Annotated in this window: 25 protein-coding genes; 12 read left to right on the top strand and 13 right to left on the bottom strand. The window is 68.0% G+C overall.

Annotation, left to right across the window (positions count from 1 at the left end):
- Window positions 1-3: 3 nt before the first annotated feature.
- The gene (gene mltG / locus E1J61_RS26485; protein WP_133096905.1) at window positions 4-999 is read right to left on the bottom strand and encodes an endolytic transglycosylase MltG; all 996 of its coding nucleotides are present in this window, start codon (window positions 997-999) and stop codon (window positions 4-6) included.
- A gap of 182 nt (window positions 1,000-1,181) precedes the next feature.
- Between mltG and E1J61_RS26480 the strand changes: the two genes are divergently transcribed.
- From E1J61_RS26480 to E1J61_RS26470, 3 genes are all read left to right on the top strand, one after another.
- Complete coding sequence (locus E1J61_RS26480) at window positions 1,182-2,198, top strand: folate-binding protein YgfZ (RefSeq protein ID WP_133096904.1); 1,017 nt, start codon at window positions 1,182-1,184, stop codon at window positions 2,196-2,198.
- Between the two features lie 23 nt (window positions 2,199-2,221).
- Window positions 2,222-2,512, top strand: coding sequence for a DUF4936 family protein (locus E1J61_RS26475; RefSeq protein ID WP_029048215.1), 291 nt, complete (start codon window positions 2,222-2,224; stop codon window positions 2,510-2,512).
- A 79-nt stretch (window positions 2,513-2,591) separates the two neighbouring features.
- The gene (locus tag E1J61_RS26470) at window positions 2,592-3,419 is read left to right on the top strand and encodes an NRDE family protein (protein ID WP_133096903.1); all 828 of its coding nucleotides are present in this window, start codon (window positions 2,592-2,594) and stop codon (window positions 3,417-3,419) included.
- Window positions 3,420-3,435: 16 nt separating this feature from the next.
- Here the strand turns inward: E1J61_RS26470 and E1J61_RS26465 are convergent, their stop codons facing one another.
- Entirely contained in the window at window positions 3,436-3,864 is a 429-nt protein-coding gene (locus E1J61_RS26465) for a GNAT family N-acetyltransferase (RefSeq protein WP_133096902.1), read from the bottom strand.
- Window positions 3,865-4,073: 209 nt separating this feature from the next.
- Here E1J61_RS26465 and E1J61_RS26460 point away from each other — a divergent pair, with 209 nt between their 5' ends.
- The 7 genes from E1J61_RS26460 to denD all read left to right on the top strand — a co-directional run bounded on the left by E1J61_RS26460 (window position 4,074) and on the right by denD (window position 11,074).
- The gene (locus tag E1J61_RS26460; RefSeq protein ID WP_133096901.1) at window positions 4,074-4,829 is read left to right on the top strand and encodes a FadR/GntR family transcriptional regulator; all 756 of its coding nucleotides are present in this window, start codon (window positions 4,074-4,076) and stop codon (window positions 4,827-4,829) included.
- Between the two features lie 50 nt (window positions 4,830-4,879).
- Window positions 4,880-5,773, top strand: a complete 894-nt coding sequence (gene ltnD / locus E1J61_RS26455) for an L-threonate dehydrogenase (protein WP_133096900.1) — start codon at window positions 4,880-4,882, stop codon at window positions 5,771-5,773.
- A 12-nt stretch (window positions 5,774-5,785) separates the two neighbouring features.
- Window positions 5,786-7,057 carry a 3-oxo-tetronate kinase gene (gene otnK / locus E1J61_RS26450; protein ID WP_133096899.1) on the top strand — a complete coding sequence of 424 codons (1,272 nt, stop codon included), beginning with the start codon at window positions 5,786-5,788 and terminating at the stop codon, window positions 7,055-7,057.
- Window positions 7,057-7,710, top strand: a complete 654-nt coding sequence (locus tag E1J61_RS26445) for an aldolase (RefSeq protein WP_133096924.1) — start codon at window positions 7,057-7,059, stop codon at window positions 7,708-7,710. The genes otnK and E1J61_RS26445 overlap by 1 nt, the downstream gene beginning before the upstream one ends.
- 149 nt (window positions 7,711-7,859) lie before the next feature.
- Complete coding sequence (locus E1J61_RS26440; protein WP_133096898.1) at window positions 7,860-9,224, top strand: MFS transporter; 1,365 nt, start codon at window positions 7,860-7,862, stop codon at window positions 9,222-9,224.
- Window positions 9,225-9,289: 65 nt separating this feature from the next.
- Complete coding sequence (otnI, locus tag E1J61_RS26435; RefSeq protein ID WP_133096897.1) at window positions 9,290-10,072, top strand: 2-oxo-tetronate isomerase; 783 nt, start codon at window positions 9,290-9,292, stop codon at window positions 10,070-10,072.
- 27 nt (window positions 10,073-10,099) lie between these two features.
- The gene (gene denD / locus E1J61_RS26430; protein ID WP_133096896.1) at window positions 10,100-11,074 is read left to right on the top strand and encodes a D-erythronate dehydrogenase; all 975 of its coding nucleotides are present in this window, start codon (window positions 10,100-10,102) and stop codon (window positions 11,072-11,074) included.
- Window positions 11,075-11,189: 115 nt separating this feature from the next.
- On the opposite strand, the gene E1J61_RS26425 is transcribed toward denD, so the two are convergent.
- The 3 genes from E1J61_RS26425 to E1J61_RS26415 form a co-directional block, all read right to left on the bottom strand.
- Entirely contained in the window at window positions 11,190-11,627 is a 438-nt protein-coding gene (locus tag E1J61_RS26425) for a YbgC/FadM family acyl-CoA thioesterase (protein ID WP_063241858.1), read from the bottom strand.
- Between the two features lie 111 nt (window positions 11,628-11,738).
- Window positions 11,739-12,722 carry a tripartite tricarboxylate transporter substrate binding protein gene (locus E1J61_RS26420; RefSeq protein ID WP_133096895.1) on the bottom strand — a complete coding sequence of 328 codons (984 nt, stop codon included), beginning with the start codon at window positions 12,720-12,722 and terminating at the stop codon, window positions 11,739-11,741.
- Between the two features lie 58 nt (window positions 12,723-12,780).
- Complete coding sequence (locus E1J61_RS26415) at window positions 12,781-13,788, bottom strand: alpha/beta hydrolase (protein ID WP_133096894.1); 1,008 nt, start codon at window positions 13,786-13,788, stop codon at window positions 12,781-12,783.
- Window positions 13,789-14,093: 305 nt separating this feature from the next.
- On the opposite strand from E1J61_RS26415, the gene E1J61_RS26410 reads away from it, so the two are divergent.
- Together E1J61_RS26410 and E1J61_RS26405 are read left to right on the top strand one after the other, a co-directional pair.
- Window positions 14,094-15,242: an iron-containing alcohol dehydrogenase gene (locus tag E1J61_RS26410; protein WP_133096893.1), complete on the top strand. Its 1,149-nt coding sequence runs from the start codon at window positions 14,094-14,096 to the stop codon at window positions 15,240-15,242.
- A 62-nt stretch (window positions 15,243-15,304) separates the two neighbouring features.
- Window positions 15,305-15,826 carry an O-acetyl-ADP-ribose deacetylase gene (locus E1J61_RS26405; RefSeq protein WP_133096892.1) on the top strand — a complete coding sequence of 174 codons (522 nt, stop codon included), beginning with the start codon at window positions 15,305-15,307 and terminating at the stop codon, window positions 15,824-15,826.
- Window positions 15,827-15,889: 63 nt separating this feature from the next.
- Here E1J61_RS26405 and E1J61_RS26400 read toward each other — a convergent pair whose 3' ends face one another.
- The 8 genes from E1J61_RS26400 to E1J61_RS26365 all read right to left on the bottom strand — a co-directional run bounded on the left by E1J61_RS26400 (window position 15,890) and on the right by E1J61_RS26365 (window position 24,146).
- Window positions 15,890-16,846: an alpha/beta fold hydrolase gene (locus E1J61_RS26400; RefSeq protein ID WP_133096891.1), complete on the bottom strand. Its 957-nt coding sequence runs from the start codon at window positions 16,844-16,846 to the stop codon at window positions 15,890-15,892.
- A 32-nt stretch (window positions 16,847-16,878) separates the two neighbouring features.
- Window positions 16,879-17,781, bottom strand: a complete 903-nt coding sequence (locus E1J61_RS26395; RefSeq protein ID WP_133096890.1) for an SDR family oxidoreductase — start codon at window positions 17,779-17,781, stop codon at window positions 16,879-16,881.
- Window positions 17,782-17,849: 68 nt separating this feature from the next.
- Complete coding sequence (locus E1J61_RS26390; RefSeq protein WP_133096889.1) at window positions 17,850-18,785, bottom strand: glutathione S-transferase family protein; 936 nt, start codon at window positions 18,783-18,785, stop codon at window positions 17,850-17,852.
- An 81-nt stretch (window positions 18,786-18,866) separates the two neighbouring features.
- Window positions 18,867-19,721, bottom strand: coding sequence for a class II aldolase/adducin family protein (locus E1J61_RS26385; protein WP_133096888.1), 855 nt, complete (start codon window positions 19,719-19,721; stop codon window positions 18,867-18,869).
- Window positions 19,722-19,824: 103 nt separating this feature from the next.
- Window positions 19,825-20,835: an NADP-dependent oxidoreductase gene (locus tag E1J61_RS26380; protein WP_133096887.1), complete on the bottom strand. Its 1,011-nt coding sequence runs from the start codon at window positions 20,833-20,835 to the stop codon at window positions 19,825-19,827.
- A gap of 80 nt (window positions 20,836-20,915) precedes the next feature.
- The gene (locus E1J61_RS26375; RefSeq protein ID WP_133096886.1) at window positions 20,916-21,353 is read right to left on the bottom strand and encodes a PaaI family thioesterase; all 438 of its coding nucleotides are present in this window, start codon (window positions 21,351-21,353) and stop codon (window positions 20,916-20,918) included.
- A gap of 106 nt (window positions 21,354-21,459) precedes the next feature.
- On the bottom strand, window positions 21,460-22,242 hold the full coding sequence (locus E1J61_RS26370; protein WP_133096885.1) for an SDR family oxidoreductase: 783 nt from the start codon (window positions 22,240-22,242) through the stop codon (window positions 21,460-21,462).
- Window positions 22,243-22,283: 41 nt separating this feature from the next.
- Window positions 22,284-24,146: an acyl-CoA dehydrogenase gene (locus tag E1J61_RS26365; RefSeq protein ID WP_133096884.1), complete on the bottom strand. Its 1,863-nt coding sequence runs from the start codon at window positions 24,144-24,146 to the stop codon at window positions 22,284-22,286.
- Between the last annotated feature and the right edge of the window lie 207 nt (window positions 24,147-24,353).

The raw sequence follows: 24,353 nt of genomic DNA, 5'->3' as shown, positions 1-24,353 counted from the left end.
TGCCTATTTGCCGCGCTGGTACTTGTCGACCGCGCGGTTGTGTTCGGGTAGCGAGTTGGAGAAATGGCTGCTGCCGTCGCCGCGGGCGACGAAGTACAGCGCATCGGACGGCGCCGGTGCGGTGGCCGCCGCCAGCGAGGCCAGGCCCGGCAGCGCGATCGGCGTGGGCGGCAGGCCGGTGCGGGTGTACGTATTGTACGGGGTGTCGGCCTGCAGGTCGCGCTTGCGCAGGTCTCCGTCGAAGGCCTGGCCCAGGCCGTAGATCACGGTCGGGTCGGTCTGCAGCATCATGTTCTTGCGCAGCCGGTTGATGAACACCGCGGCGATCATCGGGCGCTCCGACGCCTGCCCGGTCTCCTTCTCCACGATCGACGCCATCACCAGCGCCTCGTACGGGGACTTGTACGGCAGGTCGGGCGCGCGTGCGTTCCAGGCTTCATTGAGCCGGCGCTGCATGGCGCGATAGGCGTGCTTGTACAGGTCGATATCGCTGCTGCCGCGCGCGAACAGGTAGGTGTCCGGGAAGAACAGCCCCTCGGGCGAGGCCTCGGCGGCGCCGATTGCCTTCATCAGCTCCGCGTCGGACATGTCGCGCGTATCGTGGCTCAGCGCCGGGCTGGCATCGACCGCCGCGCGCATCTTGCGGAACTCCCAGCCCTCGATCACGGTAACCACGTAGTGCGTGACATCGCCGCGCACCAGCTTGCCCATCACCGACAGCGGCGTGGCGCCGGTCTCGAATTCATAGCCGCCGGCCTTCAGGTCGGCCCCGTGGCCGGTCAGGCGCACCAGCAGCGTGAACAGCCGCGGGTCCATGCCGACGCCGCCGCGCTGGATCTGGCGGCCGACGCTGGCTACGCCCGAATTGGGCTTGATCACCACTTCGACCGGCGAACGGTTCAGCGCCAGCGGGTGATTGGCCCACCACGCAAAGCCGCCGGCTGCCGCCAGCGCGAGTACCAGGAACGCCAGGCCCAGGCGAAGGAAAAAACGTTTCATGTATCAGGATCGGGGTGAGACTGCGGCGCATCGGCCGAAAATCTCGTAGCCCCATATAATAACCGGCAGCCTCGCACCGACCATGCGCGGCGGCTCCGGCGCCTCTTGCGCACCTGGCCGCGCGCGCCGCCACCGGTGCCTTTCCAACCCGATCTGTCTCGGACGATCGCCACGATTTCGCAATGCCAGTGATGAATGCCCAAGCCCCGGAACTCGCCGCCAGCCTCGAATCCTTGCAGGCAAGCGGAATCGTCTGTGCCCCCGCCGGGCTCGGACTGATCCGCGTGGCCGGCGACGATGCCGCCAGCTTCCTGCACACCCAGCTCACCAATGCGGTCGAGGACCTGACGCCGGGCTCCGCGCGCCTGGCCGGCTACTGTTCGCCCAAGGGTCGCCTGCTCGCCACCTTTCTGATGTGGCGCGATGCTGAAGGCATCGTGCTGCAGCTGTCGGCCGATATCCAGGCCGCGGTGCAGAAGCGGCTGTCGATGTTCGTGCTGCGCTCCAAGGCAAAACTGGCCGATATCACGCCCGCCAGCGGCATCGTCGGCGTCGCCGGTGCCGGTGCCGCCGATGCGTTGGCGGCCGCGAACCTGCCGGCGCCGGAAGCGGCCTTTGCCGTTGCCGAGGCCGACGGCGTTGCCGTGATCCGCCTGCCGGACGCCGCCGGGCAGCCGCGCTGGCAACTGTTGCTGCCCGCCGGGCGCGCCGAGGCCGTGCGCGCGGCGCTGGCCGGCAAGCTGCAGGACGCGCCGCCGGCGCTGTGGGACTGGCTGGAAGTGCAGTCCGGCCTGCCCCGCATCGTCGCCGCGACGCAGGAACAGTTCGTGCCGCAGATGATCAATTTCGAGCTGGTCGGCGGCGTAAATTTCCGCAAGGGCTGCTACCCCGGCCAGGAAATCGTGGCGCGCAGCCAGTACCGCGGCACGCTCAAGCGCCGCATGTGGCTGGTGCAGGGCGATGGCGAGGTGCCGGCGCCTGCGGCGGAGATCTACCGGCCGGAAGACCCCGGCCAGCCGTGCGGCATGATCGTCAACGCCGCGCCCGCGCCGCAGGGCGGCTGGGCCGGGCTGGCCGAGCTGAAGATCGACGCCGCCGGCAGCGCGCTGCGGCTGGGCAGCGCCGAAGGCCCTGCGCTGGCGACCGCCACCCTGCCCTACGAGGTGCCGCTGGGCGAAGCGGCCCAGGCGGCGGGCTGACATTTCGGAACCGGGACCCTGCCATGAGCGACCACCTGTTCGTCTATTTCCGCGTGCCCGAGGCCGTTGCCGCCGAAGCGCTGCCGCTCTGGCACCGCTGGATGGAGACGGTTGCCGAGGCGACCGGAATTGGTGGTACGCTGATGCGCAGGCCCGAGACCCGAGCCGGCGTGCAGACCTGGATGGAATGCTACGCCGACGTGCCGCCCGCCTTCGATGTCACGCTGGCCGGCCTGTGGCGCCAGAGCGGGCTGGACCAGTGGGTGGACGGCGAGCGGCAGGCCGAACACTTTATCGACCTGGACGTGCTGTAGCGTCCCGGAACCGCAGAAACGCGAAGTACGCCGGAACGCCCGCGCCCCCAGCGTCCCCGGCGGCAAAGGAAGCCGAACGATGTGCCTGATCCTGGTTGCCTGGCAATCCCACCCGGACTATGCCCTGGTCGTTGCCGGCAACCGCGATGAATTCTATGTCCGCCCCGCGGCGGCCGTGCACTGGTGGCAGGATGCGCCTCAGGTGCTGGCCGGACGCGACCTGGCGGAAGTGATCGGCGAGCCCGGCACCTGGATGGGCGTCAACGCCGACGGGCGTTTTGCCGCGCTGACCAATTACCGCGCCCCTTCCGAGAAACGCACCGACGCGCGCTCGCGCGGCGAGCTGGTGGCCGGCTTCCTGCGCGGCCATGACGCGCCGTTCGATTATCTCGACGGGCTGGCCGGCGAGGATGGCTGCTACAACGGCTTCAACCTGCTTGCCTGCGACCTGCGCGAACTCTGGTGGTACAGCAACCGCTCGGCCACGCGCCAGCCGCAGAAGCTGCGCCCGGGGCTGTACGGGTTGTCCAATGCACTGCTCGACACCCCCTGGCCCAAGGTGCGCAGCCGCGTGGGCGCGCTTGCCGAGGTGCTGGCGGCCGACAGCGGGCGCGCCGATGCCAGCGCCGAGCCCTACCTGCAGATGCTGGCCGACGAGCGCCAGGCGGCGGATTTCGAGCTGCCCTCCACCGGCGTCGCGCCGGAGTGGGAGAAGCTGCTGTCATCGGCATTTATCCGCTCGGCGTCATACGGCACCCGCGCCAGCACGGTGCTGCGCGTGCGGCACGATGGCCGCTTCGACCTGAGCGAACGCAGCTTCGACGCCAGTGGCCGCATCGGCGAGGTGTCCTACCACGGCAAGCTGAACCTGCCGCGCGATACGGGCATCGTGCAGGCGCCGCGGTAATGGCGGCAGCGGGCGCTCAGCCCGCCAGCCGCTTGCGCATCTCGATATGCGGGATGCCGGCCTCTTCGAACTCCTCCCCCGACTGGGCAAACCCCGCGCGCAGGTAAAACGGCGCGGCATGGGTCTGGGCATTGAGCACCAGTTCCGGGTAGCCGAGTTGCGCGGCCTTCTCCATCAGCGCCCGCAGCACCTGCGCGCCGACGCCGGTGCCGCGCGCCGCCTTCAGCACGGCCATGCGGCCGATATGTCCGTCGGGCAGCAGCCGGCCCGTGGCCACCGGGGTGCCATCCCCGGCCAGCGCCAGCGCGTGCCAGCTGGGCTCGTCCCATTCGTCCCATTCCAGTTCCACCGGCACGTTTTGCTCTTCGACAAACACGGTGTAGCGGATGGCGCGGGCACGTTCGCGCGCTTCGGACCAGGGGCAGATCAGGACGGTGACTGGCATGGCGGTTGGGTCTGGCTTGGGTAGCAATAGGTGTCCCGGCCTTCCAGGCTCGGGCGGGCGCCCATGATACGCCAGCCCGGGGCAGGCGGCGAAGCACCAAAGTGGAGCATTGGTAACTACCAACGCACCATCCTAGGGTTTTCCCGGGATCGCATCGTCCTAGCAAATTTGTATGATGACCTGATTACCGAATAACCCGGCGAATCCGCATGTTCCAGAAAGTCCCTGCCCGAGCGCTGACCGACAACGTCGCCGAACAGCTGCTGGACAAGATCCAGAGCGGCGCCTTTGCCCGCGGCGACAAGCTGCCCACCGAGGCGGTGCTGTCCGAAGAGTTCGGCGTCAGCCGCACCGTGGTGCGCGAGGCGATTTCCCGGCTGAAGTACGAAGGCGTCGTCGAATCGCGCCAGGGCAGCGGCGTGTTCGTGACGCTGCAGGCCGGCATCCGGCCGCTGCGCATCGACTACACCGACACCGGCACGCTGGAATCGGTGCTGCAGATCGTCGAGCTGCGCCGCGCGATCGAAGCCGAGGTGGCCGCGCAGGCCGCGCGCCGCCGCACCGACGCATCGATGGCCGCCATCGATGCCGCGCTGGCCCGCATCGACGAGGAAGTCGGGCAAGGCGGCGACGGCGTGGCCGCGGACGTGGCCTTCCATCGCGCCATCGCCGGCGCCACCGGCAACCCCTACTTCCTGAAGACACTGGAATTCCTCAGCCAGTACCTCGAAGCGGCCACCCGCGTAACCCGGACCAACGAGGCACGCCGCGCCGACTTCTCGCGCCAGGTGCGCGAGGAACACCAGGCCATCGTCGCGGCGATCCGCGCCGGCGACCCGCTGGCCGCGCGCAATGCCGCGCAGAACCACATGTACAACGCCGCCCGCCGGCTGGCCCAGCTGGGTGCCGACGAGAACGGCACCGGTGACGACGAAGCCGCCGGCACGCGGGGCGCGTCGAACTGACGCCAGCCGCACCTTTCAAGCTTTCCCCGTATCAGATTCAGGAGTCCTCTATGTCCAGGAATATCGGCGTCATCGGCCTTGGTGCCATGGGCTTTGGTGTCGCGCAGTCGCTGCTGCGTGCCGGTTTCAAGGTGCACGCCTGCGACCTGCGTCCCGAAGTACTGCAGCGCTTTGCCGATGAAGGCGGCGTGCCGTGCGCGTCGCCCGCCGAGCTGGGCAGCCGCTGCGACGTGGTGCTGACGCTGGTCGTCAACGCGCAGCAGACCGAGGCCGTGCTGTTCGGCGCCAACGGCGCCGTGGCCGAGATGCAGCCGGGCAAGCTGGTGATCGCCAGCGCCACGGTGCCGCCGGGCTTTGCCGAGACGCTGGGACAGCGCCTCGCCGAAAAGGGCCTGCTGATGCTTGACGCGCCGGTCTCCGGCGGTGCCGCGCGCGCCGCCAGCGGCGAGATGACCATGATGACCTCGGGCCCCGCCGAAGCCTACGCGCTGGCAGAGGACGTGCTGGCCGCCATCGCCGGCAAGGTATACCGCCTGGGCGCCGCCCACGGCGCGGGCTCCAAGGTCAAGATCATCAACCAGTTGCTGGCCGGCGTGCATATCGCCGCCGCGGCCGAGGCGATGGCGCTTGGCATGCGCGAAGGCGTGGACCCGGACGCGCTCTATGACGTGATCACGCACAGCGCCGGCAATTCGTGGATGTTCGAGAACCGCGTGCCGCATATCCTGAAGGGCGACTACACGCCGCTGTCGGCGGTCGACATCTTCGTCAAGGACCTGGGCATGGTGCTCGACACCGCGCGCACCAGCAAATTCCCGCTGCCGCTGTCGGCCGCCGCGCACCAGATGTTCATGATGGCCTCCACCGCCGGCCACGGCGGCGAAGACGATTCGGCCGTGATCAAGATCTTCCCGGGCATCGAACTGCCGGGCACGGCCGAATAAGGAGCACCAACGATGACCGCGCTCCTTGGCTGTATCGCCGACGACTTTACCGGCGCCACCGACCTCGCCAACACGCTGGTGCGCAATGGCATGCGCACCGTGCAGACCATCGGCGTGCCTGAATCCGTGGCCGATACCGGCGCGGCCGATGCGCTGGTGGTCGCGCTGAAATCGCGCACCATCCCCGCCGCCGAGGCCGTGGCGCAGTCGCTGGCCGCGCTGGAATGGCTGCGCGCGCAGGGCTGCCGCCAGTTCGTGTTCAAGTACTGCTCGACCTTCGATTCGACCGATGCCGGCAATATCGGCCCGGTCGCCGAAGCGCTGCTGAACGCGCTGGACAGCGATTTCACCATCGCCTGCCCCGCCTTCCCCGAGAACGGCCGCACCATCTTCCGCGGCCACCTGTTCGTGGGCGATGCGCTGCTCAACGAATCGGGCATGGAGCACCACCCGCTGACGCCGATGACCGATGCCAGCCTGGTGCGCGTGCTGCAGCGCCAAAGCCAGAGCAAGGTCGGCCTGCTGCGCTATGACGCGGTCGCGCGCGGCGCGCAGGCCACGGCCGACCGCATCGCGTCGCTGCGCCACGACGGCGTGCGGCTGGCGGTCGCCGATGCGGTGTCTGACGCCGACCTGCTCACGCTGGGCGAAGCCTGCGCCGGCCTGCCGCTGATCACCGGCGGCTCCGGCATCGCGCTGGGCCTGCCCGGGAATTTCCGCCGCGCCGGCCTGCTGCCGCAGCGTGGCGATGCCGACGCGGTCCCGGCCGTCGACGGCCCGGGCGTGGTGCTGGCCGGCAGCGCCTCGCGCGCGACCAACGGGCAAGTGGCCCGCTGGCTGGAGCAAGGCCGCCCGGCGCTGCGCATCGACCCGCTCGCGCTGGCGCGCGGCGAAGCCGTGGCCGACGCCGCGCTGGACTTCGCCGCCTCGCACGACGAGCCGGTGCTGGTCTACGCCACTTCCAGCCCCGACGAGGTCAAGGCCGTGCAGGCCGAACTGGGCGTCGAGCGCGCCGGCCACCTGGTCGAGCAATGCCTGGCCACCGTCGCGGCCGGCCTGCTCGCACGCGGCACGCGCCGCTTTGTCGTCGCCGGCGGCGAGACCTCCGGCGCCGTGGTGCAGGCGCTGAACGTCCGCGCGCTGCGCATTGGCACGCAGATCGCACCCGGCGTGCCGGCCACGGTCACGCTCGGCGCCACGCCGCTGGCCCTGGCGCTCAAGTCGGGCAATTTCGGCGGCCCGGACTTCTTTGACGAAGCGCTGCGCCAGCTCGGAGGCCAATGATGAGCACCGAAAGCAAGCTGCGCGAAGAGATCTGCCGCATCGGCGCCAGCCTCTACCAGCGCGGCTATACCGTCGGCTCGGCCGGCAACATCAGCGCGCGGCTGGACGATGGCTGGCTGATCACCCCGACCGACGCCTGCCTGGGCATGATGGATCCGGCCGCGGTAGCCAAGGTCGCCGCCGACGGCACCTGGGTGTCGGGCGACAAGCCGTCCAAGACGCTCACGCTGCATCGCGCGATCTACGACAATAACCCCGGGGCGCACGCCGTGGTGCACACGCACTCGACGCACCTCGTGGCCCTGACGCTGGCCGGTGCCTGGCAACCGGACGACGTACTGCCGCCGCTCACGCCGTATTACGTGATGAAGGTCGGCCATATCCCGCTGATTCCCTATCACCGGCCCGGCGATCCCGCGGTCGCCGCGCGCGTGGCCACGCTGGCCGCGCAGGTGCGCGGCGTGCTGCTGAAGCGCCTCGGTCCGGTGGTGTGGGAGTCCAGCGTCTCGCGCGCCGCGTTCGCGCTGGAAGAACTGGAGGAGACCGCCAAGCTATGGATGATGATGAAAGACACGCCGGGCTTCGCCGCCCGCGCGGCGCTGCCTGACGGCGCACTGGCTGAATTGCGTGACGCCTTCCAGGCGCGCTGGTAGCACGGCCACCCGTTTTTCCGACTGACACGGCCATACGGATCTGACCGGCGCGGTTGCCTTGCGGCCACCGTGCGGGACACGCGCATGCCTGCAATTCGCGCGGCCGCCACCCATTACTAGACCAGACTGACTCTACCCGGAGACCACCAATGCCATCCAACCAACCGGCGGCCAGCGTGCCAGCCTTCGACAGCCTGGGCGGCAACGCCCGGCTCGACACCGACACCCAGATCGAGAAACGCGCCTACAACAAGGTGTTCTGGCGCATCATGCCGTTCCTGATGCTGTGCTACGTGGTCGCCTACCTCGACCGCGTCAACGTCGGCTTCGCCAAGCTGCAGATGGGCCAGGACCTGGCCTTTTCCGAGACCGTGTTCGGCCTGGGCGCCGGCCTGTTCTTCATCGGCTACTTCCTGTTCGAAGTGCCCAGCAACCTGCTGATGCACAAGATCGGCGCGCGCATCTGGATCGCGCGCATCATGATCACGTGGGGCATCATCTCGGCGCTGTTCGTGTTCGTGCAGACGCCGACCCAGTTCTACGTGATGCGCTTCCTGCTCGGCCTGGCCGAGGCGGGCTTCTACCCCGGCGTGATCCTGTACCTGACCTACTGGTACCCGGCCAACCGCCGCGCCAAGATGATCGCGCTGTTCATGTCGGGCATCCCGGTCGCCGGCATGTTCGGCAACCCGCTGTCGGGCTGGATCATGGACGCCTTCAACGGCACGCATGGCATGAGCGGCTGGCAATGGATGTTCCTGCTGGAAGCCCTGCCCGCGCTGGTCATCGGCGTGGTGACGATCTTCGTGCTGCGCGACGGCATCGACAAGGCCCCGTGGCTCAGCGCCGATGAAAAGCGCGTGCTCAAGCGCAATGTCGAGGAAGACCAGCAGAAGGCCGGCGCCGCCGCGGGCCAGGCGCACGGGCATTCGCTGGGCGCCGTGTTCAGCGACCGCCGCGTGTGGTGGATGTGCCTGATCTACTTCTGCTTCGTCACCGGCCAGTACGCGCTGACGTTCTGGATGCCCACGCTGGTCAAGGCCAGCGGCGTCACCGGCAACCTGAAGATCGGCCTGCTGTCGGCGATCCCGTTCATCTGCGCCATCGTCGTCATGAACATCCTCGGCCACAGCGCCGACGCGCGCCAGGAACGCCGCTGGCACCTGATCGTGCCGGCGCTGATGGGTGCCGCGGGCTTTGCCATTGCCGCCTCGTTCACCAACAATACGACCGTGTCCATCGCCGCGCTGTCGCTGGCCGCCGCCGGGGTGCTGACCTGCGCGCCGCTGTTCTGGTCGCTGCCCACCGCGTTCCTGTCCGGCATTGCCGCCGCCTCCGGCATCGCCGTGGTGAACTCGGTCGGCAACCTGGCCGGCTTCGTGTCGCCGTACATGGTCGGCGCGCTCAAGGACCTGACGCACAGCACGCAGCTGCCGATGTACGTGCTGTCCGCGATCCTGGTGGTTGGCGCCGTGCTGGTGTGGTTGACGCCGGCTAAACTGGTCAATCGCTGAAATCCGGCCGGGCCGGTCGCGCTGGCCGCGACCGGCCCGGCTTCGTCCTACGCTCTGGAGTTCCCATGCCGCGCTTCGCCGCAAATCTCTCGATGATGTACAACGAGCACGCTTTCCTGGATCGCTTCGCCGCTGCGGCGGCGGACGGCTTCCAGGCGGTGGAGTACCTGTTCCCGTACGAGCACCCCGCCGCCGAGCTGCGCGCACGCCTCGACGCGAACGGCCTCACCCAGGCGCTGTTCAACGCCCCGCCGGGTGACTGGGCAGCGGGCGAGCGTGGACTGGCCTCGCTGCCGGGGCGCGAGGCGGAATTCCGCGACGCCCTCGGCCGCGCGCTGGAATACGCCGGCGTGATCGGCAATGACCGCGTGCACGTGATGGCGGGCCTGGTGCCGGCCGATGCCGACCGCGCGCGCTACCGCGCCACCTACCTGGAAAACGTCGCTTTTGCCGCGAAGGCGGCTGCCGCGCAGGGTGTGACCATCGTGCTGGAGCCGATCAACACGCGCGACATGCCGGGCTATTTCCTGAACCGCCAGGACGACGCGCAGGCGATCTGCAAGGAAGTCGGCGCGGCCAACCTGAAGGTGCAGTTCGACTGCTACCACTGCCAGATCGTCGAGGGCGATATCGCGATGAAGCTCAGGCGCGACATGGCCGGCATCGGCCATATCCAGATCGCCGGCGTGCCCGAGCGCCATGAGCCGGACCTGGGCGAGCTGAACTACCCGTACCTGTTCGACCTGATCGACTCGCTCGGCTACAAGGGCTGGATCGGTTGCGAATACCGTCCGCGTGCCGGCACGTCCGAAGGACTGGGCTGGCTCAAGCCCTACCTCGGCCGCTGATTACAGAACAACCACAGATCTCTTGCCATGAACATACTGATTACCGGCGGCGCCGGCTTCCTCGGCCTGCAACTCGCCCGCCTGCTGCTGCAACGCGGCACCCTGAACCTGGACGGCCAGGCCGTCGCCTTCGACCGCCTGACGCTGCTCGACGTGGTCGCGCCGCAAGGTCTTGACGATGCGCGCGTGCGCGTGGTGACCGGCGACCTGTCCGACCCGGCGGTGCTGCGCCAGGCCATCGACCAGGACACCGGCGCGGTGTTCCACCTGGCGGCCGTGGTCAGCGGCCAGGCCGAGGCGGATTTCGAACTGGGCATGCGCGTCAACCTCGACGCCTCGCGCGCGCTGCTCGAAACCTGCCGCGAGCTGGGCCACAAGCCGCGCGTGCTGTTCACCAGCTCCGTCGCGGTCTATGGCGGCGAGCTGCCGGCGGTGGTGCAGGACGACACCGCACTGAACCCGCAATCGTCGTACGGCGTGCAAAAGGCGATCGGCGAACTGCTGCTGTCCGACTACAGCCGCCGCGGCTTCGTCGACGGCCGCGTGCTGCGCCTGCCGACCATCAGCGTGCGCCCGGGCAAGCCCAATGCGGCGGCCTCGTCGTTTGCCAGCGGCATCATCCGCGAGCCGCTGTCCGGCGTGGCAGCGAACTGCCCGGTGGCGCCGGAGACCAAACTGTGGCTGCTGTCGCCGCGCGCGGCGGTGGCCGCGCTGATCAATGGCATCGAACTGGCCGGCGAACGGCTGGGCAACCGCCGCGTGATCAACCTGCCGGGGCTGTCGGTGACGGCCGCGGGCATGGTCGATGCGCTGCGCCGCGTGGCCGGCGATGCGGTGGCGGATCGGGTGACCTGGGAACGCGAAGAGCGCGTCGAGAAGATCGTCGGCACCTGGCCGGCGGCATGGAATGCGGAACGGGCCTTGTCGCTGGGATTCGAGAGCGATGCCAGCTTTGATGCAGTGATCCGGGCTTATATGGAAGATGCGGGTGTGGGCAAGTAAAAATTTGCCGCCTTCGCTATGACGACGGCCTCCTCAGCTACTGAGAGCCTGTTCCCTCTCCCGCTAGCGGGAGAGGGGAGCAAACATGCGGGATTCAAGGCTCAGTGGCACGCCATCACCCCGCCGGCTTCACCACTTCATACCCCTCGATAATCTCCCGCACCACCCCCGGGATCGCCGCCGACTTCTGCGTCGCCGGATCCGCGCACACATAGACGATTTCACCGGTGATCAGGTGCTCGTCGCCCCGGTACATCTCCACCCGGAACAACATGCTGGATCGCCCCAGCCGCGCCATGCGCCCGCGCAGTTCCAGCTCGTCGTCAAAGCGCGCCGATGCGTGATACTCCAGCGTGGACTTGACCACAAAGATATCGACGCCATGCGCGTGCAATACGTCCTCGGGATAGCGGATCCCCAGCGCGCGCCAGTACTCCGTCACGCAGATATCGCAATAGGTCAGGTAATGCGCATTGAAGACGATCGATTGCGGATCGACTTCGGACCAGCGCACGCGCAGCGGGATGGTGTGGCGGAACTCCTCTTTGGCCATTGACGTGGTCTCCCTGTTTGTTTGTCGGAGCAATGCAAAGCATCAGGCCGCCGCCCCGCCGGCACGGGTCCGGCAGGCGCGGCGGCCTGGTTGAACGCAACTGGTGCTGGCTTACTGCGGCTTGGCCAGGCCCAGCTTCTCGATGATCGCCTTTTCCTTCTTGACGGTTTCGGCGGCGAACTGCGCGTACTGCTGGCTGTTCATGTAGAACGGCTCCATGTCGAACTTGGCCAGCGATTCGCGGTAGTTGGGCATTTCCATCGCCTTCTTGAAGGCGTCATGCAGCTTCTGCACGATCTTCGGATCCGTGCCCTTGGGCGCGACCAGGCCGAACGGCGAGGTCTGCACGATGCCCATGCCCAGTTCCTTCAGCGTCGGCACGTTGGGGAAGCGCGCCGAGCGCTTCTCGCCCCAGGTCGACAGCAGGCGCAGCTTGCCCTGCTCCACGTACGGAGCCCACGCCGGCGTGTCGGCCACCGACATCACATGGCCGCCCAGCAGCGCCTGCATCGATTCCGCATTGCCCTTGTATGGGATATGCGAGAACTGCACGCCCTGCTTCAGCGCCAGTTCTTCCATGGTCAGGTGCAGCGTGGTCATGCTGCCCGGCGACCCATAGGTGAGCTTGCCCGGATTGGCCTTGGCGTAGGCGACGTAATCCTGCATGGTCTTGATCGGCGAATCGGCCGGCACCACCAGGCCGAACGAATAGCCGGCCAGGTTGATGATGTAGCTCAGGTCCTTGACCGGGTCCCAGTTGATCTTGGTGGTGTACGGCAGGCGGTAGACCGGCATGGCGACCTGCGCCAGCGTGTAGCCGTCGGGCGCGGTGGTCTGCATCAGCTGCGCGGGCAGCACGCCGCCAGCGCCGGGCTTGTTCTCGACGATCACCGGCTGGCCCAGGATCTTGGAGGCGTTGTCGGCCAGGACGCGGAACGGGATGTCGGTGGAGCCGCCGGCGGTATAGCCGATCACCAGGCGGATCGGGCGCTGCGGGAACTTGTCGGCCTGTGCCTGGGCAGGCATGGCGGACAGGCCGATGGCTGCGGTAGCGGCGGCGAGGCCCGCGCGGGCGATAAATTGGCGGCGTTGCATTTGACTAGGTCTCCTTGTGCTGCAAGTCACTGCTGAAAAGTTCGGTGCTGCGTTGTTATCAGGATTGGCCGAACGCGGCGCGCAGCGCAGCGACGGCATCGGCATGCGCCTGCGCCACCGCCGGCACGAACCGGCCCAGCTTGAAGAAATCATGGATCATGCCGGGGTAGTTCGCCAGCGTGGCCGGCACGCCGGCGGCGCGCAGCTTGGCCGCGTAGGCGACGCCTTCGTCATGCAGCGGGTCGTAGCCCGCCACCGCGACCCACGCCGGGCACACATTGCGCACGTCGGCGCCGTCGCCGCCACCGTCCAGCGGGGCGAAGCGCCAGTCGTCGCGGCTGGCGTCCTGGTCCAGGTACTGCGCGAAGAACCAGCGGATCATTTCAGCGGTCAGCAGGTACCCCTCGGCCAGTGCACGGTGCGACGGCGTGTCCTGGCGCGCGCAGGTGCCGGGGTACAACAGCATCTGCAGCACGGGCGCGAACCCGGCGTTGCGCGCCTCTACCGCGCTGGCCGCGGCCAGCGTGCCGCCGGCGCTGTCGCCGCCCAGCGCGATGCGGGCGGGGTCGGCGCCCAGCCGCCCGGCCTCGGCAAAGATCCAGTGCAGCGCGTCGAACGCGTCGTTGACCGCGGCTGGAAAGCGCCATTCTGGCCCGAGGCGGTAATCCACCGACAGCACCATGCAATCGGCCTCGCCGCACAGCAGCCGGCACAGCGCATCATGCGAATTGACGCTGCCGACCGTAAAGCCGCCGCCGTGGTAGTACACCAGCAGTGGCAGCGGCTCGGCCCAGCTGGCCTCGCGCGGCGTGTACAGCCGCGCCGGGATGGCATGGCCGTCACGCGCGGGCACGTGCAGGTCTTCGGTTGCGTGCACGGCGGGCGGGCTGATGTCGAGGATCGGCGCGCTCTTCTCGTAGGCGATCTTGGCGTCCTCCGGGTCCAGTGCGTTGATCGGCGGCCGCTTGGCGCGGGCGATCAGTTCCAGCAGCTGTGCCACCTGCGGGTCGAGCTGCGCCGACGGCAAGCCGGGCATTTGGTTGACGGAGGATGGTACGGCGGACATGAGAAATCAGTTAAATCCGAGCTTCCGCTGCGACGGCCAGCGTGTCGTGCACGCCGCCCGGGTGGAAGTTCGAATAGTGAACGATCGTTCGATTTTAGTATGATGCCAGATGTTTCTGAAACGAGGCAGTACGAGATAACCCCGAAAGCTCTCGCCAGCCCCTGCCACGCGGCCACTTTTTGCGCGATGATCGGCTGACGCGCGGCGCGGGTCACAACAACTCATTGAAACCGAAGGCAGCGCGCCTGGCCAGTGCCTTACCCTGACCCCGGTTCGCGGCAGATCCTTGCAGGAGGCAAGCAAATATGGCGTTTATCTACTATCTGACCCACATCCACCTGGATTTCGGCGCGGTCAGCCTGCTCAAGTCGGAATGCGAGCGCATCGGCATCCGCCGCCCCCTGCTGGTCACCGACAAGGGCGTGGTTGCGGCCGGCGTGGCGCAGCGCGCCATCGACGCCATGCAGGGCCTGCCAGTCGCGGTATTCGACGAGACCCCATCGAATCCGACCGAGGCGATGGTGCGCAAGGCCGCCGCGCAATACCGCGAGGCCGGCTGCGACGGGCTGGTGGCAGTGGGCGGCGGATCGTCGATCGACCTGGCCAAGGGCATCGCCATCCTCGCCACGCACCCGGGCGAGCTGACCACCTATGCCACCATCGAAGGCGGCAGCGCCAGGATCACCGATCAGGCCGCGCCGCTGATCGCCGTGCCGACCACCTCGGGCACCGGCAGCGAAGTGGCGCGCGGCGCCATCATCATTCTCGACGACGGGCGCAAGCTGGGCTTCCACTCGTGGCACCTGCTGCCCAAATCGGCCATCTGCGATCCGGAGCTGACGCTGGGCCTGCCGGCCGGGTTGACCGCGGCCACCGGCATGGACGCGATCGCGCACTGCATCGAGACCTACCTCGCCCCCGCCTTCAACCCGCCCGCCGACGGTATCGCGCTCGACGGGCTGGAGCGCGGCTGGACCCATATCGAGCGCGCCACCCGCGACGGCCAGGACCGCGATGCGCGGCTGAACATGATGAGCGCATCGATGCAGGGGGCGATGGCCTTCCAGAAAGGGCTGGGCTGCGTGCATTCGCTATCGCACCCGCTGGGCGGCCTGAAGATCGACGGCCGCACCGGCCTGCATCACGGCACGCTTAACGCGGTGGTGATGCCGGCGGTGCTGCGCTTCAACGCCGACGCGCCCACGGTGGTGCGCGACAACCGCTACGCGCGCCTGCGCCGCGCCATGCATCTGCCCGACGGCGCCGATCTCGCGCAGGCCGTGCACGACATGACCGCACGCCTTGGCCTGCCCACCGGACTGCGCCAGATGGGCGTCACCGAGGACATGTTCGACAAGGTGATTGCCGGCGCGCTGGCCGACCATTGCCACAAGACCAACCCGAAAGAAGCCAGCGCGGCGGATTATCGGCGTATGCTTGAGCAATCCATGTAGTGCATAGCAGCAAGGTGGCCCGCCGGCACCGCGGCGGGCGCGCTCTCAAACCAGGAGACGACATGACCGGCGAGCACCTGCAGGTAGTCCATGGCGACATCACCCGGATGGAAGTCGATGCCATCGTCAACGCGGCCAACAGCGGGCTGCTGGGCGGCGGCGGCGTCGACGGCGCCATCCACGGGGCCGGCGGCCCCGCCATCATGGAGGCCTGCCGCGCGATCCGCGACGCGCAGGGCGGCTGCCCCACCGGCGAGGCGGTCATCACCACGGGCGGGCGCCTGCCCGCGCCGTACGTGATCCACGCGGTCGGCCCGGTCTGGCATGGCGGCGGCCAGGGCGAGGACGAACAGCTCGCCGACGCCTACCGCAACAGCATCCGCGTGGCCACGCAGCACCACCTGCGCACGCTCGCCTTCCCCAACATCAGCACCGGCATCTACGGCTTTCCGCGCGAGCGCGCGGCGGATATCGCCATCGCCGCGGTGCGCGAAGCGCTGGCGGCAGCGCCCGAGATCGAGCAGGTGACCTTCGTCTGCTTCGACGACGAGAACTACCGCCTGTACCGCGAGCGCCTGACCTGACGCTGGCCGCCGGGCCTGCGTCAGAACCTGTAGCGCAGGCCTTCCGGATGCCGCAGGGCGCAGCTAAACCGCAGGCAATGCGCTGCGGATCAGCAGGTTGACGTGCTCCGGCTGCTCGTGCACGACCCAGTGGGTGCCGTCCGGGATGCGCTCCAGGCGCAGGTCCGTGACAAAGTCCTCCAGGCCATTGAGCAGGGATTTCGGCAAGGCGCGGTCGCGTTCGCCCCAGATCACCAGCGTCGGCACGCGGATGACGAACCTGGCCGGATCGAGCTTTGACAGATCCGGCCCCGCGTCGCCGTCGGCCGGCGGCCGCATCGGCGACGCGCGGTAGAAATTGACGCCGCCGGTCAGCGGATGCACGCCCCCTTCACCCTCTCCACCCTCTTCGCCAGGCTGCGACCACGCGGCGTGGTAGCGCTCGCGTGTCTGCGGCGTGTACCACGCGGCCGGCTTGCCGTCGGCATCGGCAAGCATGCGGTCCAGCAGCGCAAAGTCGTTGGTGGCCAGTGCCTTCTCCGAACCCGACTTGCGCAGCCAGTTCATGTAGGCGGAGGCGGCCTGCTGCTCCGGATCGGTGGCCAGCGCGCGCGCGAACAGGTACGGGTGCGGCGAGTTGATGATGACGAGCTGGCGCACGAGCTGCGGGAACTGGATCGCCAGGTTCCAGCAGATCGCGCCGCCCCAGTCGTGCGCGACAACGATGGCCTGGTCATAGCCCAGCGCACCGATGAACTGCACCAGGTCTTCGACGATATGGCGCGGCCGGTAGGACTCTACGTCGCCCGGCTTGCTCGACAGGTTGAAGCCGCGCAAGTCCGGCGCGACGGCGAAATGCGTGTGCCCGAACTCGGCCAGCTGGGCTTCCCACTCGTACCAGAACTCGGGGAATCCGTGCACGAACAGCATCAGCGGCTTGCCGCGCTCGCCTGCGCTGGCGTAGTGCAGCCGGGTGCCGTTGGGCAGGCTGGCGTACTGCAGGTGCCGGATGACGGCGGGGGCGGCCATGGCGGTCTCCATGTGCGTGGCTCCTCGTTGGTGGCGTTGGCGCGTCAGCCGCGCAGCGCGGCCACGAGGCCCGCACGGACTTCGGGCTTGTCGGCAAAGGGATCGCCGGGGTTGCGCGGCCCGACGATGTCCTCGAAGCGCTGGCGCACCGGCGCCAGTGCCTGCGGATGCGAATAAATATAGAAGCTATCGGCGCGGATGGCATCGAAGGTTTTCTGCGCCACCTCGGCCGCGGTCACCTTGCCCGAGCCGACGGCCTTGTCCGACAGCGCCTGCGACACCAGCTGCGAACGCGTGGGCGGCGCCTGGTTGGCCAGCTCCGCCGGCCGGTTGCGCTGCGACTGGTTGATGCCGGTCGGCACGAAATACGGGCACAGTACCGAGCAGCGCACCTGCTCGCTGACCAGGCCGAGGTCCTGGTACAGCGTTTCCGACAGCGACACCACGGCGTGCTTGGACACGTTGTACACGCCCATCGCCGGCGGGTTGAGCAAGCCCGCCATCGACGCGGTGTTGACGATATGGCCCTGGTACGACGGGTCCTTCTCCGCGGCGGCCAGCATCAGCGGGGTGAAGATGCGCACGCCGTGGATCACGCCGTAGAGATTGACGCCCAGCACCCACTCCCAGTCCTGCAGCGAGTTTTCCCAGACCAGTCCGCCGGCGCCCACGCCGGCATTGTTGAACAGCAGGTTGACCTGCCCGAACGCCTCCATCGCCGCGTCGGCCAGCGCCTGCACCTGCTCGGCGCGCGACACGTCGGTGCGCAGCCCGATCACCGGGACGTTGCGCGCCTTGAATTCGGCCACGGTCGCGTCCAGCGCGTCTTCCTGCACGTCGGCCAGCACCAGCTTCATGCCGAGATCGGCGCCGATGCGGGCGAATTCCTTGCCAAACCCCGAAGCACCACCGGTGATGACGGCTACCTTGTTGGAAAAATCCTTCATGTCGTCTGTCCTGTCGCGTGAAATCAATAGGAGAAGGGCCGCGCGCAGCGGCGCAGCGCAGCACCGGTTCAGGCGGCGCGCTGTACCTGGTAGCCCTGCCGCGGGAAGTGCACGTTGAGCGCGCCCGCGCGCGGGTCCTGCCGGCGCAGCGTGACGCGGTGCGGGCCCAGTGCCAGCAGCACGCCGGCCACGGGGTCGCGCGCGTAGTCGGTGGGCGTGACCGTGACCGGGTCGCCCGGCTGCAGGCCTTCGCCCTCGCGCACGCCTTCGTCGAGCGCCACCGGATCTGCGCTACGCGCCATGCCGATGGCCTGCTCGCCATCGATCACGCGCGGACGCCCGTGGCCGAAGGTATTCATGCGCGCATACCAGGCCTGCAGCCTGGGATAGGCCTCCAGCATCTGGGCCAGAGCGCCGGCGCGGCGGATAAACCAGAGGTTGTGGTACAGCGAGAAGTCCGCCACGGACAGCAATGGCCCGGCCACATACTCAACGCCCGCGGCGAACTGCGTTTCGACCCTGCCAAAGGTCTCGTGCAACTGCGCGGTGGCCTCGGGCAGCGGCATGCGCAGCGCGTTGGTGTCGCCACGCATGGCCTTGCGGTCGGCGACAAACGCCTGGATCTGCGCGGGCGACAGATGGCCCAGCATGCTGGCGACGCCGGCCGGCTGGAACACGTAGGTCGCGGCAGCGGTGAACAGCGCACTGTCGAACCACGCCGCCATCATGCGCGCCGCCGCGGCCTGCGTGGGCGGATACAGCGGCGTGGCCGGGGCCAGCTGGTCGATGACTTCGCAGATCAGGGCCGTGTCGCAATAAATGTCGGCGCCGACCTGCATCACCGGCGTGCGACGGTAGCCGCCGGTCAGCGCCAGCAGGTCGGGCTTGGGCAGGATGGCCGGGATTTCCACCGCCTGCCACGCCAGGCCCTTGGCGCCCAGCAGCAGCCGTACCTTTTCCGAGAACGGCGAGGTTGCGTACTGGTGAAGGATGATGTCTGCCATGCGTGCCACCTCACGGTTGTTGATCGACTGCAGGGATGGCCGCCATGCGGCGGCCGCATTGCAATGCCTTCCGCAGGCCGCTCAGTCCAGCAGGTCGGGCTGTTCCCTGACGATGCGCGCATACAGCGGCTGGAACTGGAACCAGCCCGCCTGCGCCGTGCCGACGATCGAATACGCCTGCCGTGCGGCAGCGTCGGCAATCACCTTCAGCGGCGCCTGCGTGCGCGCCGCGGCGGCCTCGGCCAGCAGCTGCACCTGGCACGAGCGTTCCATCGTGATGAACCACCACGCCGCTTCGTCCACGGTCTTGCCGACCGTCAGCAGGCCGTGGTTCTGCAGGATCGCGGCCTTGTTCTGCCCGAGCGCGTTGGCGATGCGCTGGCCTTCGTCCAGCTCGACCACCACGCCGCCAAAGTCGTCATAGACCGCATGGTCGTTGTAGAACGCGCACACGTCCTGCGTCAGCGCATCGAGCGGGCGGCCGAGCGTCGACCAGGCGCGGCCATAGGTGCTGTGCGAGTGCGCGGCGGCGACCGCGTCGGGGCGGGTCTGGTGCACGCGCGAATGGATCGCAAAAGCCGCGGCATTGACCGGGTAATCGCCCTCCACCACGTCGCCATGGTGGTCGCAGCGGATCAGGTTGGACACCTTGACCTGGCTGAAATGCACGCCGAAGGGATTGACCCAGAAGGTGTCGGGAAACTCGGGATCGCGCGCGGTGATATGGCCGGCCACGCCCTCATCGAAGCCGAATTTCGAGAACAGCCGGAAGGCGGCGGCCAGGCGCTGCTTGCGGTGCAGGCGCTCCTCGCCCACGGTGGCGAACTGCGGCGGCCGCGGCAGGTTGCGGTAGCGGGCCTTGACCTCTTCAGGCAGGCCGGCGCCGATATCGTCGCTAGTGTCTTGCTGGACTTGCGGAACTTGCGGGGCATTCATGGGTGTCTCCTCCTCTTTCTTGCCTGCGCTGTCTTGCCTGCACTGTCTTGCCTGCGTTCGCTGCGCGGCACGCCCGTGGGGACGCGGCGTGCCGGTGCTGCATTCAGATCAGCTTGACCAGCTGCTTGCCGAAGTTCTTGCCCTTGAGCAGCCCCATGAAGGCTTCCGGCGCGCTCGCCAGGCCTTCGGCAATGCTCTCGCGGAACTTCAGCTTGCCTTGCGCGACCGCGGTGCCCAGTTCCTTCAGCGCCTGCGGCCAGACTTCCATGTGCTCGGACACGATAAAGCCCTCGATGGTCAGGCGCGAGACCAGGATCAGCTGCGGGTTCTTCAGCGGCAGCGGCTGGCCGTCATAGCCGGCGATCATGCCGCACATGGCGATGCGGCCGAAGGCATTCATGCGCGACAGCACTGCGTCGAAGATCTCGCCGCCGACGTTCTCGAAATAGCCGTCGATACCGTCTGGCGTGGCTTCCTTGAGCATGGTGTAGAGCTCTTTCGGGTCTTTTGCCGCCTTGTAGTCGATACAGGCGTCGAAGCCCAGCTCATTGACCACGTAGTCGCACTTGTCCTTGCCGCCGGCAAAGCCCACCGCGCGGCAGCCCGCCAGCTTGGCCAGCTGGCCCACCACGCTGCCGACCGCGCCCGACGCGGCGCTGACCGCGATGGTCTTGCCCGCCTTGGGCTGGATGATCTTGTTCAGGCCATACCACGCGGTCACGCCCGGCATGCCGACCGAACCAAGGTAGGCCGACAGCGGGATATGCGTGGTATCGACCGGCTGCAGGCCGGTGCCGTCGCTGACGCCCATTTCCTGCCAGCCGAACATGCCGACCACCTTGTCGCCCGGCTTGAACTTGCTGTTTTTGCTTTCCACCACTTCGCCGACGGTGCCACCGATCATCACTTCATTAAGCGGCTGCGGCGCGGCATACGACTTGCTGTCGTTCATGCGGCCGCGCATGTACGGGTCGAGCGACAGGTAGTGGTTGCGCACCAGCACCTGGCCGTCGGCGATCTGCGGCACGGGCACTTCTTCCAGCCGGAAATTGGCCGGCGTCACCGCGCCCTCGGGACGAGAGGCCAGGACGATGCGCTTGAATGTGTTGGACATGGTCGGGTTCCTTCCAATGGGAGATGGAAACTGCTGCTAAGCGGGGCTCCAGCCGCCCCGCGCTGTCCTGGCGCCGGTGCTCAGCCGTCGGCGCCGGTATCGGTTTCGCCCGGGCGCTGCGGCGGCATGCGCCGGATGTACTTGAACGTGCCCGAGCCGCGCGCCACGGTCTTGCCGTCGGCATCGACAATCTCCGCCTCGCAGAACACCATGGTGGTGGTGCGGTGCACGGTGGTGCCGCGCGCGGTCAGCTGGCCGCGGCCCGGCGCCATGAAGCTGCTCTTCATCTCGATGGTCACCACGCCACGGCCATCGGCATCGCTGCTGCGGCCGGCCACCGCCATGGCCACGTCGAGCAGCGTCATGATCACGCCGCCGTGGGCCATGTCCCAGCTGTTCTGGTGGCGTTTTTCAACCGGCAGCGAGATCTCGCTGCGCCCGCTCTCTGCAACGCTACAGGTCACGCCGAGGTCGGCAAGGAAGGGGATATGGCTCAGGGAGCCGGTGTACTGGTTCATGGCAATGCGAGTCGAAGTGGGGGTTGGAGAGGCGCCGGCGGCAGCTTGCCCGCCGGCGCCGATCCCGCATTATTGCCGCAAACGTCGGCAGTCGTTCAGACCGCGCTCAGACCGCGCTGACGCCGCCGTCGACCGCCAGGATCTGCCCGGTGATGTGCTTGCCGGCATCGCTGGCGAACAGCAGCGCCGCGCCCTTGAGGTCTTCATCGTCGCCCAGGCGGTGCAGCGGCACGCCGGCACACATCGCTTCGACGCCCATGCGCTCCAGCGAGCCCTTGGTCATCTTGGACGGGAAGAAGCCCGGCGCCAGCGCGTTGACAGTGATGTTGTGCTCGCCCCACTCGCCCGCGAGCGTGCGGGTGAAGTTGACCACCGCTCCCTTGGATGTGTTGTAGGCGATGGTCTCCATCGACCCCGGCGGATTGCCGGCCAGGCCCGCGATCGACGCCACGTTGATGATGCGGCCGTAGCGCCGCGGAATCATCGACAGCTTGCCGATGCGCTGGCTCAGCAGGAACAGGCCGCGGATATTCAGGTTCATCACCTTGTCCCAGGCCTCCACCGGATGGTCTTCCGCCGGGGCGCCCCAGGTGGCGCCGGCGTTGTTGACCAGGATGTCGACGTGGCCAAGCCTGGCGATGGCTTCGTCGGCCAGGCGGGCAATCTCGGACTCCTGCGAGCCATCGGCGGCGATCCAGTCGGCCTCGATGCCGAGGCCCTTCAGGTGTTCCTGCGCCGCGCGCAGCTCGTCGGCCTTGCGTGCCGACAGCACGATACGCGCGCCCTGCTCGCCCAGTGCCTCGGCGATCTGCAGGCCAAGGCCGCGCGAGCCGCCGGTGATCAGCGCGGTCTTGCCCTTCAGGTCAAACAGTTGCTGGATGGTGCGCATGTGTCTCTTCCTCGGTTGTCTTTGAATGATGTAGTCAGCGGTCAGAACCAGGCGTCCTGCATGTCCAGCGTGGTGCGGTCGAGCGATGCCAGCAAATCGAGCTGAGGGCCGACCCTGGGCAGCTCGAAGCGGAAGAAGTACGCCGCCGCGGCCAGCTTGCCGCGATAGAAGTCCTGGTCTTCCTTGCCGCCCGCCTGCGCCAGCGCGGCCTGTGCCAGCAGTGCCTGCTCCAGCCAGATCCACGCGACCACCACGTGGCCGAAGGCTTCGAGGTAGACCGAGGCGTTGGCCAGCGTCACATTGGAGTCGCCGGCGCTCCACAGCGTCTGCGTCACTTCGGCCAGGCGCCGGGTTGCGGCGCCGAGCGCGCGCGCCTGCCGCGCCAGCTCGGCATCGTCCGCGGCGAGCGCGCGGCCGATGGTGGCCTGCACGCGCTCGCCCAGCAGCTTGAACGCGGCGCCATCCTTCATCACCACCTTGCGGCCCAGCAGGTCCAGGCCCTGGATGCCATGCGTGCCTTCGTGGATCGGGTTCAGGCGGTTGTCGCGGTAGAACTGCTCGACGTTGTATTCGCGGGTGTAGCCATAGCCGCCATGCACCTGGATCGCCAGGTTGTTGGCCTCCAGGCACCATTGCGATGGCCAGCTCTTGGCGATCGGGGTCAGGATGTCGAGCAGGAGCGCCAGGCGCGCATGCGCTTCCTGGTCGCCCGCGGCGGCCGCGGCTTCTTCCTCGTCCACCAGCCGCGCGCAATACAGGTTCAGCGCCAGGCCGCCCTCGACATAGCTCTTCTGCGCCAGCAGCATGCGGCGGATATCGGCGTGCTCGACCAGCTTCACCTGCGGGCTGGCGGCATCCTTGCCGCCGGGGCCGACGGGGCGGCCTTGCGGACGGTTGCGCGCATAGTCCAGCGCGTGCAGGTAGCCGGTATAGCCCAGCATCACCGCGCCCAGGCCCACGCCGATGCGCGCCTCATTCATCATGTGGAACATGCAGGCCAGGCCCTTGTGCGGCTCGCCCACCAGATAGCCGATGGCACCGGCCTTGCCGCCCGGCTTGTACTTCATGCCTTCGCCGAAATTCAGCAGGCAGTTGGTGGTGCCGCGATAGCCCATCTTGTGGTTCAGGCCGGCCAGCACCACGTCGTTGTGCTCGCCCAGCGAGCCGTCTTGGTTGACCAGGTACTTGGGCACGATGAACAGCGAGATGCCCTTCACGCCCGGGATCAGCTTGCCGTCCGGGCCGGGGATCTTGGCCAGCACCAGGTGGACGATATTGTCCGACAGCTCGTGCTCGCCCGCGGAAATCCACATCTTGTTGCCGCGCAGGCGGTATTGCGCGCCCAGCGGCGATTCGCCCTCATACTCGGCGCGCGTCGTGATATCCGACAGCGACGAGCCGGCCTGCGGCTCCGACAGGCACATGGTGCCGAAGAAGCGCCCTTCCATCTCCGGCTTGACGAAGGTCTCGACCTGCGCCGGCGTGCCGTGCGTCAGCAGCAGGTTGGCGTTGCCGATGGTCAGGAACGGGTAGGAGCTGGTACCGACGTTGGCGCCCTTGAAGTAGGCGAAGCCGGCCTTTTCCACTACCACCGGCAGCTGCATGCCGCCCAGCTCGTAATCCTGCCCGGCGGCCATCAGGCCGGCCTCGCAGAAGGCCTTCAGCGCGGTGCCGACCTCGGGAATGATGGTGACGGTCTCGCCGTCGAATTCGGGTTCCTGCTGGTCGTTCTTCTTGTTGTGCGGCGCGAACAGGTCGGTGGCGATCTTCTCGCAGGTGTCCAGCGCGGCGTCGAAGGTCTCGCGCGAGTGGTCGGCGTAGCGCGGGATGCGGGTCAGCTCGTCGACCTTGAGCCATTCATACAGAATGAAGTTCAGGTCGCGACGGGAAAGGATCATCGACATGGTGTCTCCATGCGGCGCACTGCTTGGTGCGCCGTGAATTCTTGTTGCCTTCTTGTGCGAACCGCCCCCGCATTGAATCGCACCGCATGTGTGCTCCCTCTCCCGCTTGCGGGAGAGGGTTGGGGTGAGGGCCGGCGGGACGACGAAGTAGAGGCCGGTGGTATGCCACCGCCTGCCCTCACCCCCTGCCCCTCTCCGGCAAGCGGG

Origin of the sequence: Cupriavidus sp. L7L (assembly GCF_004353535.1) — a bacterium.
Taxonomy (GTDB): Bacteria; Pseudomonadota; Gammaproteobacteria; order Burkholderiales; family Burkholderiaceae; genus Cupriavidus; species Cupriavidus oxalaticus_A.
The sequence above is the reverse complement of the archived record's forward strand: the minus strand, read 5'-3'. Positions and strand labels throughout refer to the sequence as shown.

Coding starts and splice junctions, on each gene's coding strand:
- E1J61_RS26420 (WP_133096895.1), bottom strand. CDS start 12,722: ATGCAACGCCGCCAATTTATCGCCCGCGCGGGCCTCGCCGCCGCTACC.
- denD (WP_133096896.1), top strand. CDS start 10,100: ATGAACATACTGATTACCGGCGGCGCCGGCTTCCTCGGCCTGCAACTC.
- otnI (WP_133096897.1), top strand. CDS start 9,290: ATGCCGCGCTTCGCCGCAAATCTCTCGATGATGTACAACGAGCACGCT.
- E1J61_RS26390 (WP_133096889.1), bottom strand. CDS start 18,785: ATGGCAGACATCATCCTTCACCAGTACGCAACCTCGCCGTTCTCGGAA.
- otnK (WP_133096899.1), top strand. CDS start 5,786: ATGACCGCGCTCCTTGGCTGTATCGCCGACGACTTTACCGGCGCCACC.
- E1J61_RS26405 (WP_133096892.1), top strand. CDS start 15,305: ATGACCGGCGAGCACCTGCAGGTAGTCCATGGCGACATCACCCGGATG.
- E1J61_RS26460 (WP_133096901.1), top strand. CDS start 4,074: ATGTTCCAGAAAGTCCCTGCCCGAGCGCTGACCGACAACGTCGCCGAA.
- E1J61_RS26380 (WP_133096887.1), bottom strand. CDS start 20,835: ATGTCCAACACATTCAAGCGCATCGTCCTGGCCTCTCGTCCCGAGGGC.
- E1J61_RS26465 (WP_133096902.1), bottom strand. CDS start 3,864: ATGCCAGTCACCGTCCTGATCTGCCCCTGGTCCGAAGCGCGCGAACGT.
- E1J61_RS26425 (WP_063241858.1), bottom strand. CDS start 11,627: ATGGCCAAAGAGGAGTTCCGCCACACCATCCCGCTGCGCGTGCGCTGG.
- E1J61_RS26400 (WP_133096891.1), bottom strand. CDS start 16,846: ATGGAGACCGCCATGGCCGCCCCCGCCGTCATCCGGCACCTGCAGTAC.
- E1J61_RS26470 (WP_133096903.1), top strand. CDS start 2,592: ATGTGCCTGATCCTGGTTGCCTGGCAATCCCACCCGGACTATGCCCTG.
- E1J61_RS26445 (WP_133096924.1), top strand. CDS start 7,057: ATGAGCACCGAAAGCAAGCTGCGCGAAGAGATCTGCCGCATCGGCGCC.
- E1J61_RS26365 (WP_133096884.1), bottom strand. CDS start 24,146: ATGTCGATGATCCTTTCCCGTCGCGACCTGAACTTCATTCTGTATGAA.
- E1J61_RS26395 (WP_133096890.1), bottom strand. CDS start 17,781: ATGAAGGATTTTTCCAACAAGGTAGCCGTCATCACCGGTGGTGCTTCG.
- mltG (WP_133096905.1), bottom strand. CDS start 999: ATGAAACGTTTTTTCCTTCGCCTGGGCCTGGCGTTCCTGGTACTCGCG.
- E1J61_RS26410 (WP_133096893.1), top strand. CDS start 14,094: ATGGCGTTTATCTACTATCTGACCCACATCCACCTGGATTTCGGCGCG.
- E1J61_RS26370 (WP_133096885.1), bottom strand. CDS start 22,242: ATGCGCACCATCCAGCAACTGTTTGACCTGAAGGGCAAGACCGCGCTG.
- E1J61_RS26440 (WP_133096898.1), top strand. CDS start 7,860: ATGCCATCCAACCAACCGGCGGCCAGCGTGCCAGCCTTCGACAGCCTG.
- E1J61_RS26415 (WP_133096894.1), bottom strand. CDS start 13,788: ATGTCCGCCGTACCATCCTCCGTCAACCAAATGCCCGGCTTGCCGTCG.
- ltnD (WP_133096900.1), top strand. CDS start 4,880: ATGTCCAGGAATATCGGCGTCATCGGCCTTGGTGCCATGGGCTTTGGT.
- E1J61_RS26385 (WP_133096888.1), bottom strand. CDS start 19,721: ATGAATGCCCCGCAAGTTCCGCAAGTCCAGCAAGACACTAGCGACGAT.
- E1J61_RS26475 (WP_029048215.1), top strand. CDS start 2,222: ATGAGCGACCACCTGTTCGTCTATTTCCGCGTGCCCGAGGCCGTTGCC.
- E1J61_RS26480 (WP_133096904.1), top strand. CDS start 1,182: ATGCCAGTGATGAATGCCCAAGCCCCGGAACTCGCCGCCAGCCTCGAA.
- E1J61_RS26375 (WP_133096886.1), bottom strand. CDS start 21,353: ATGAACCAGTACACCGGCTCCCTGAGCCATATCCCCTTCCTTGCCGAC.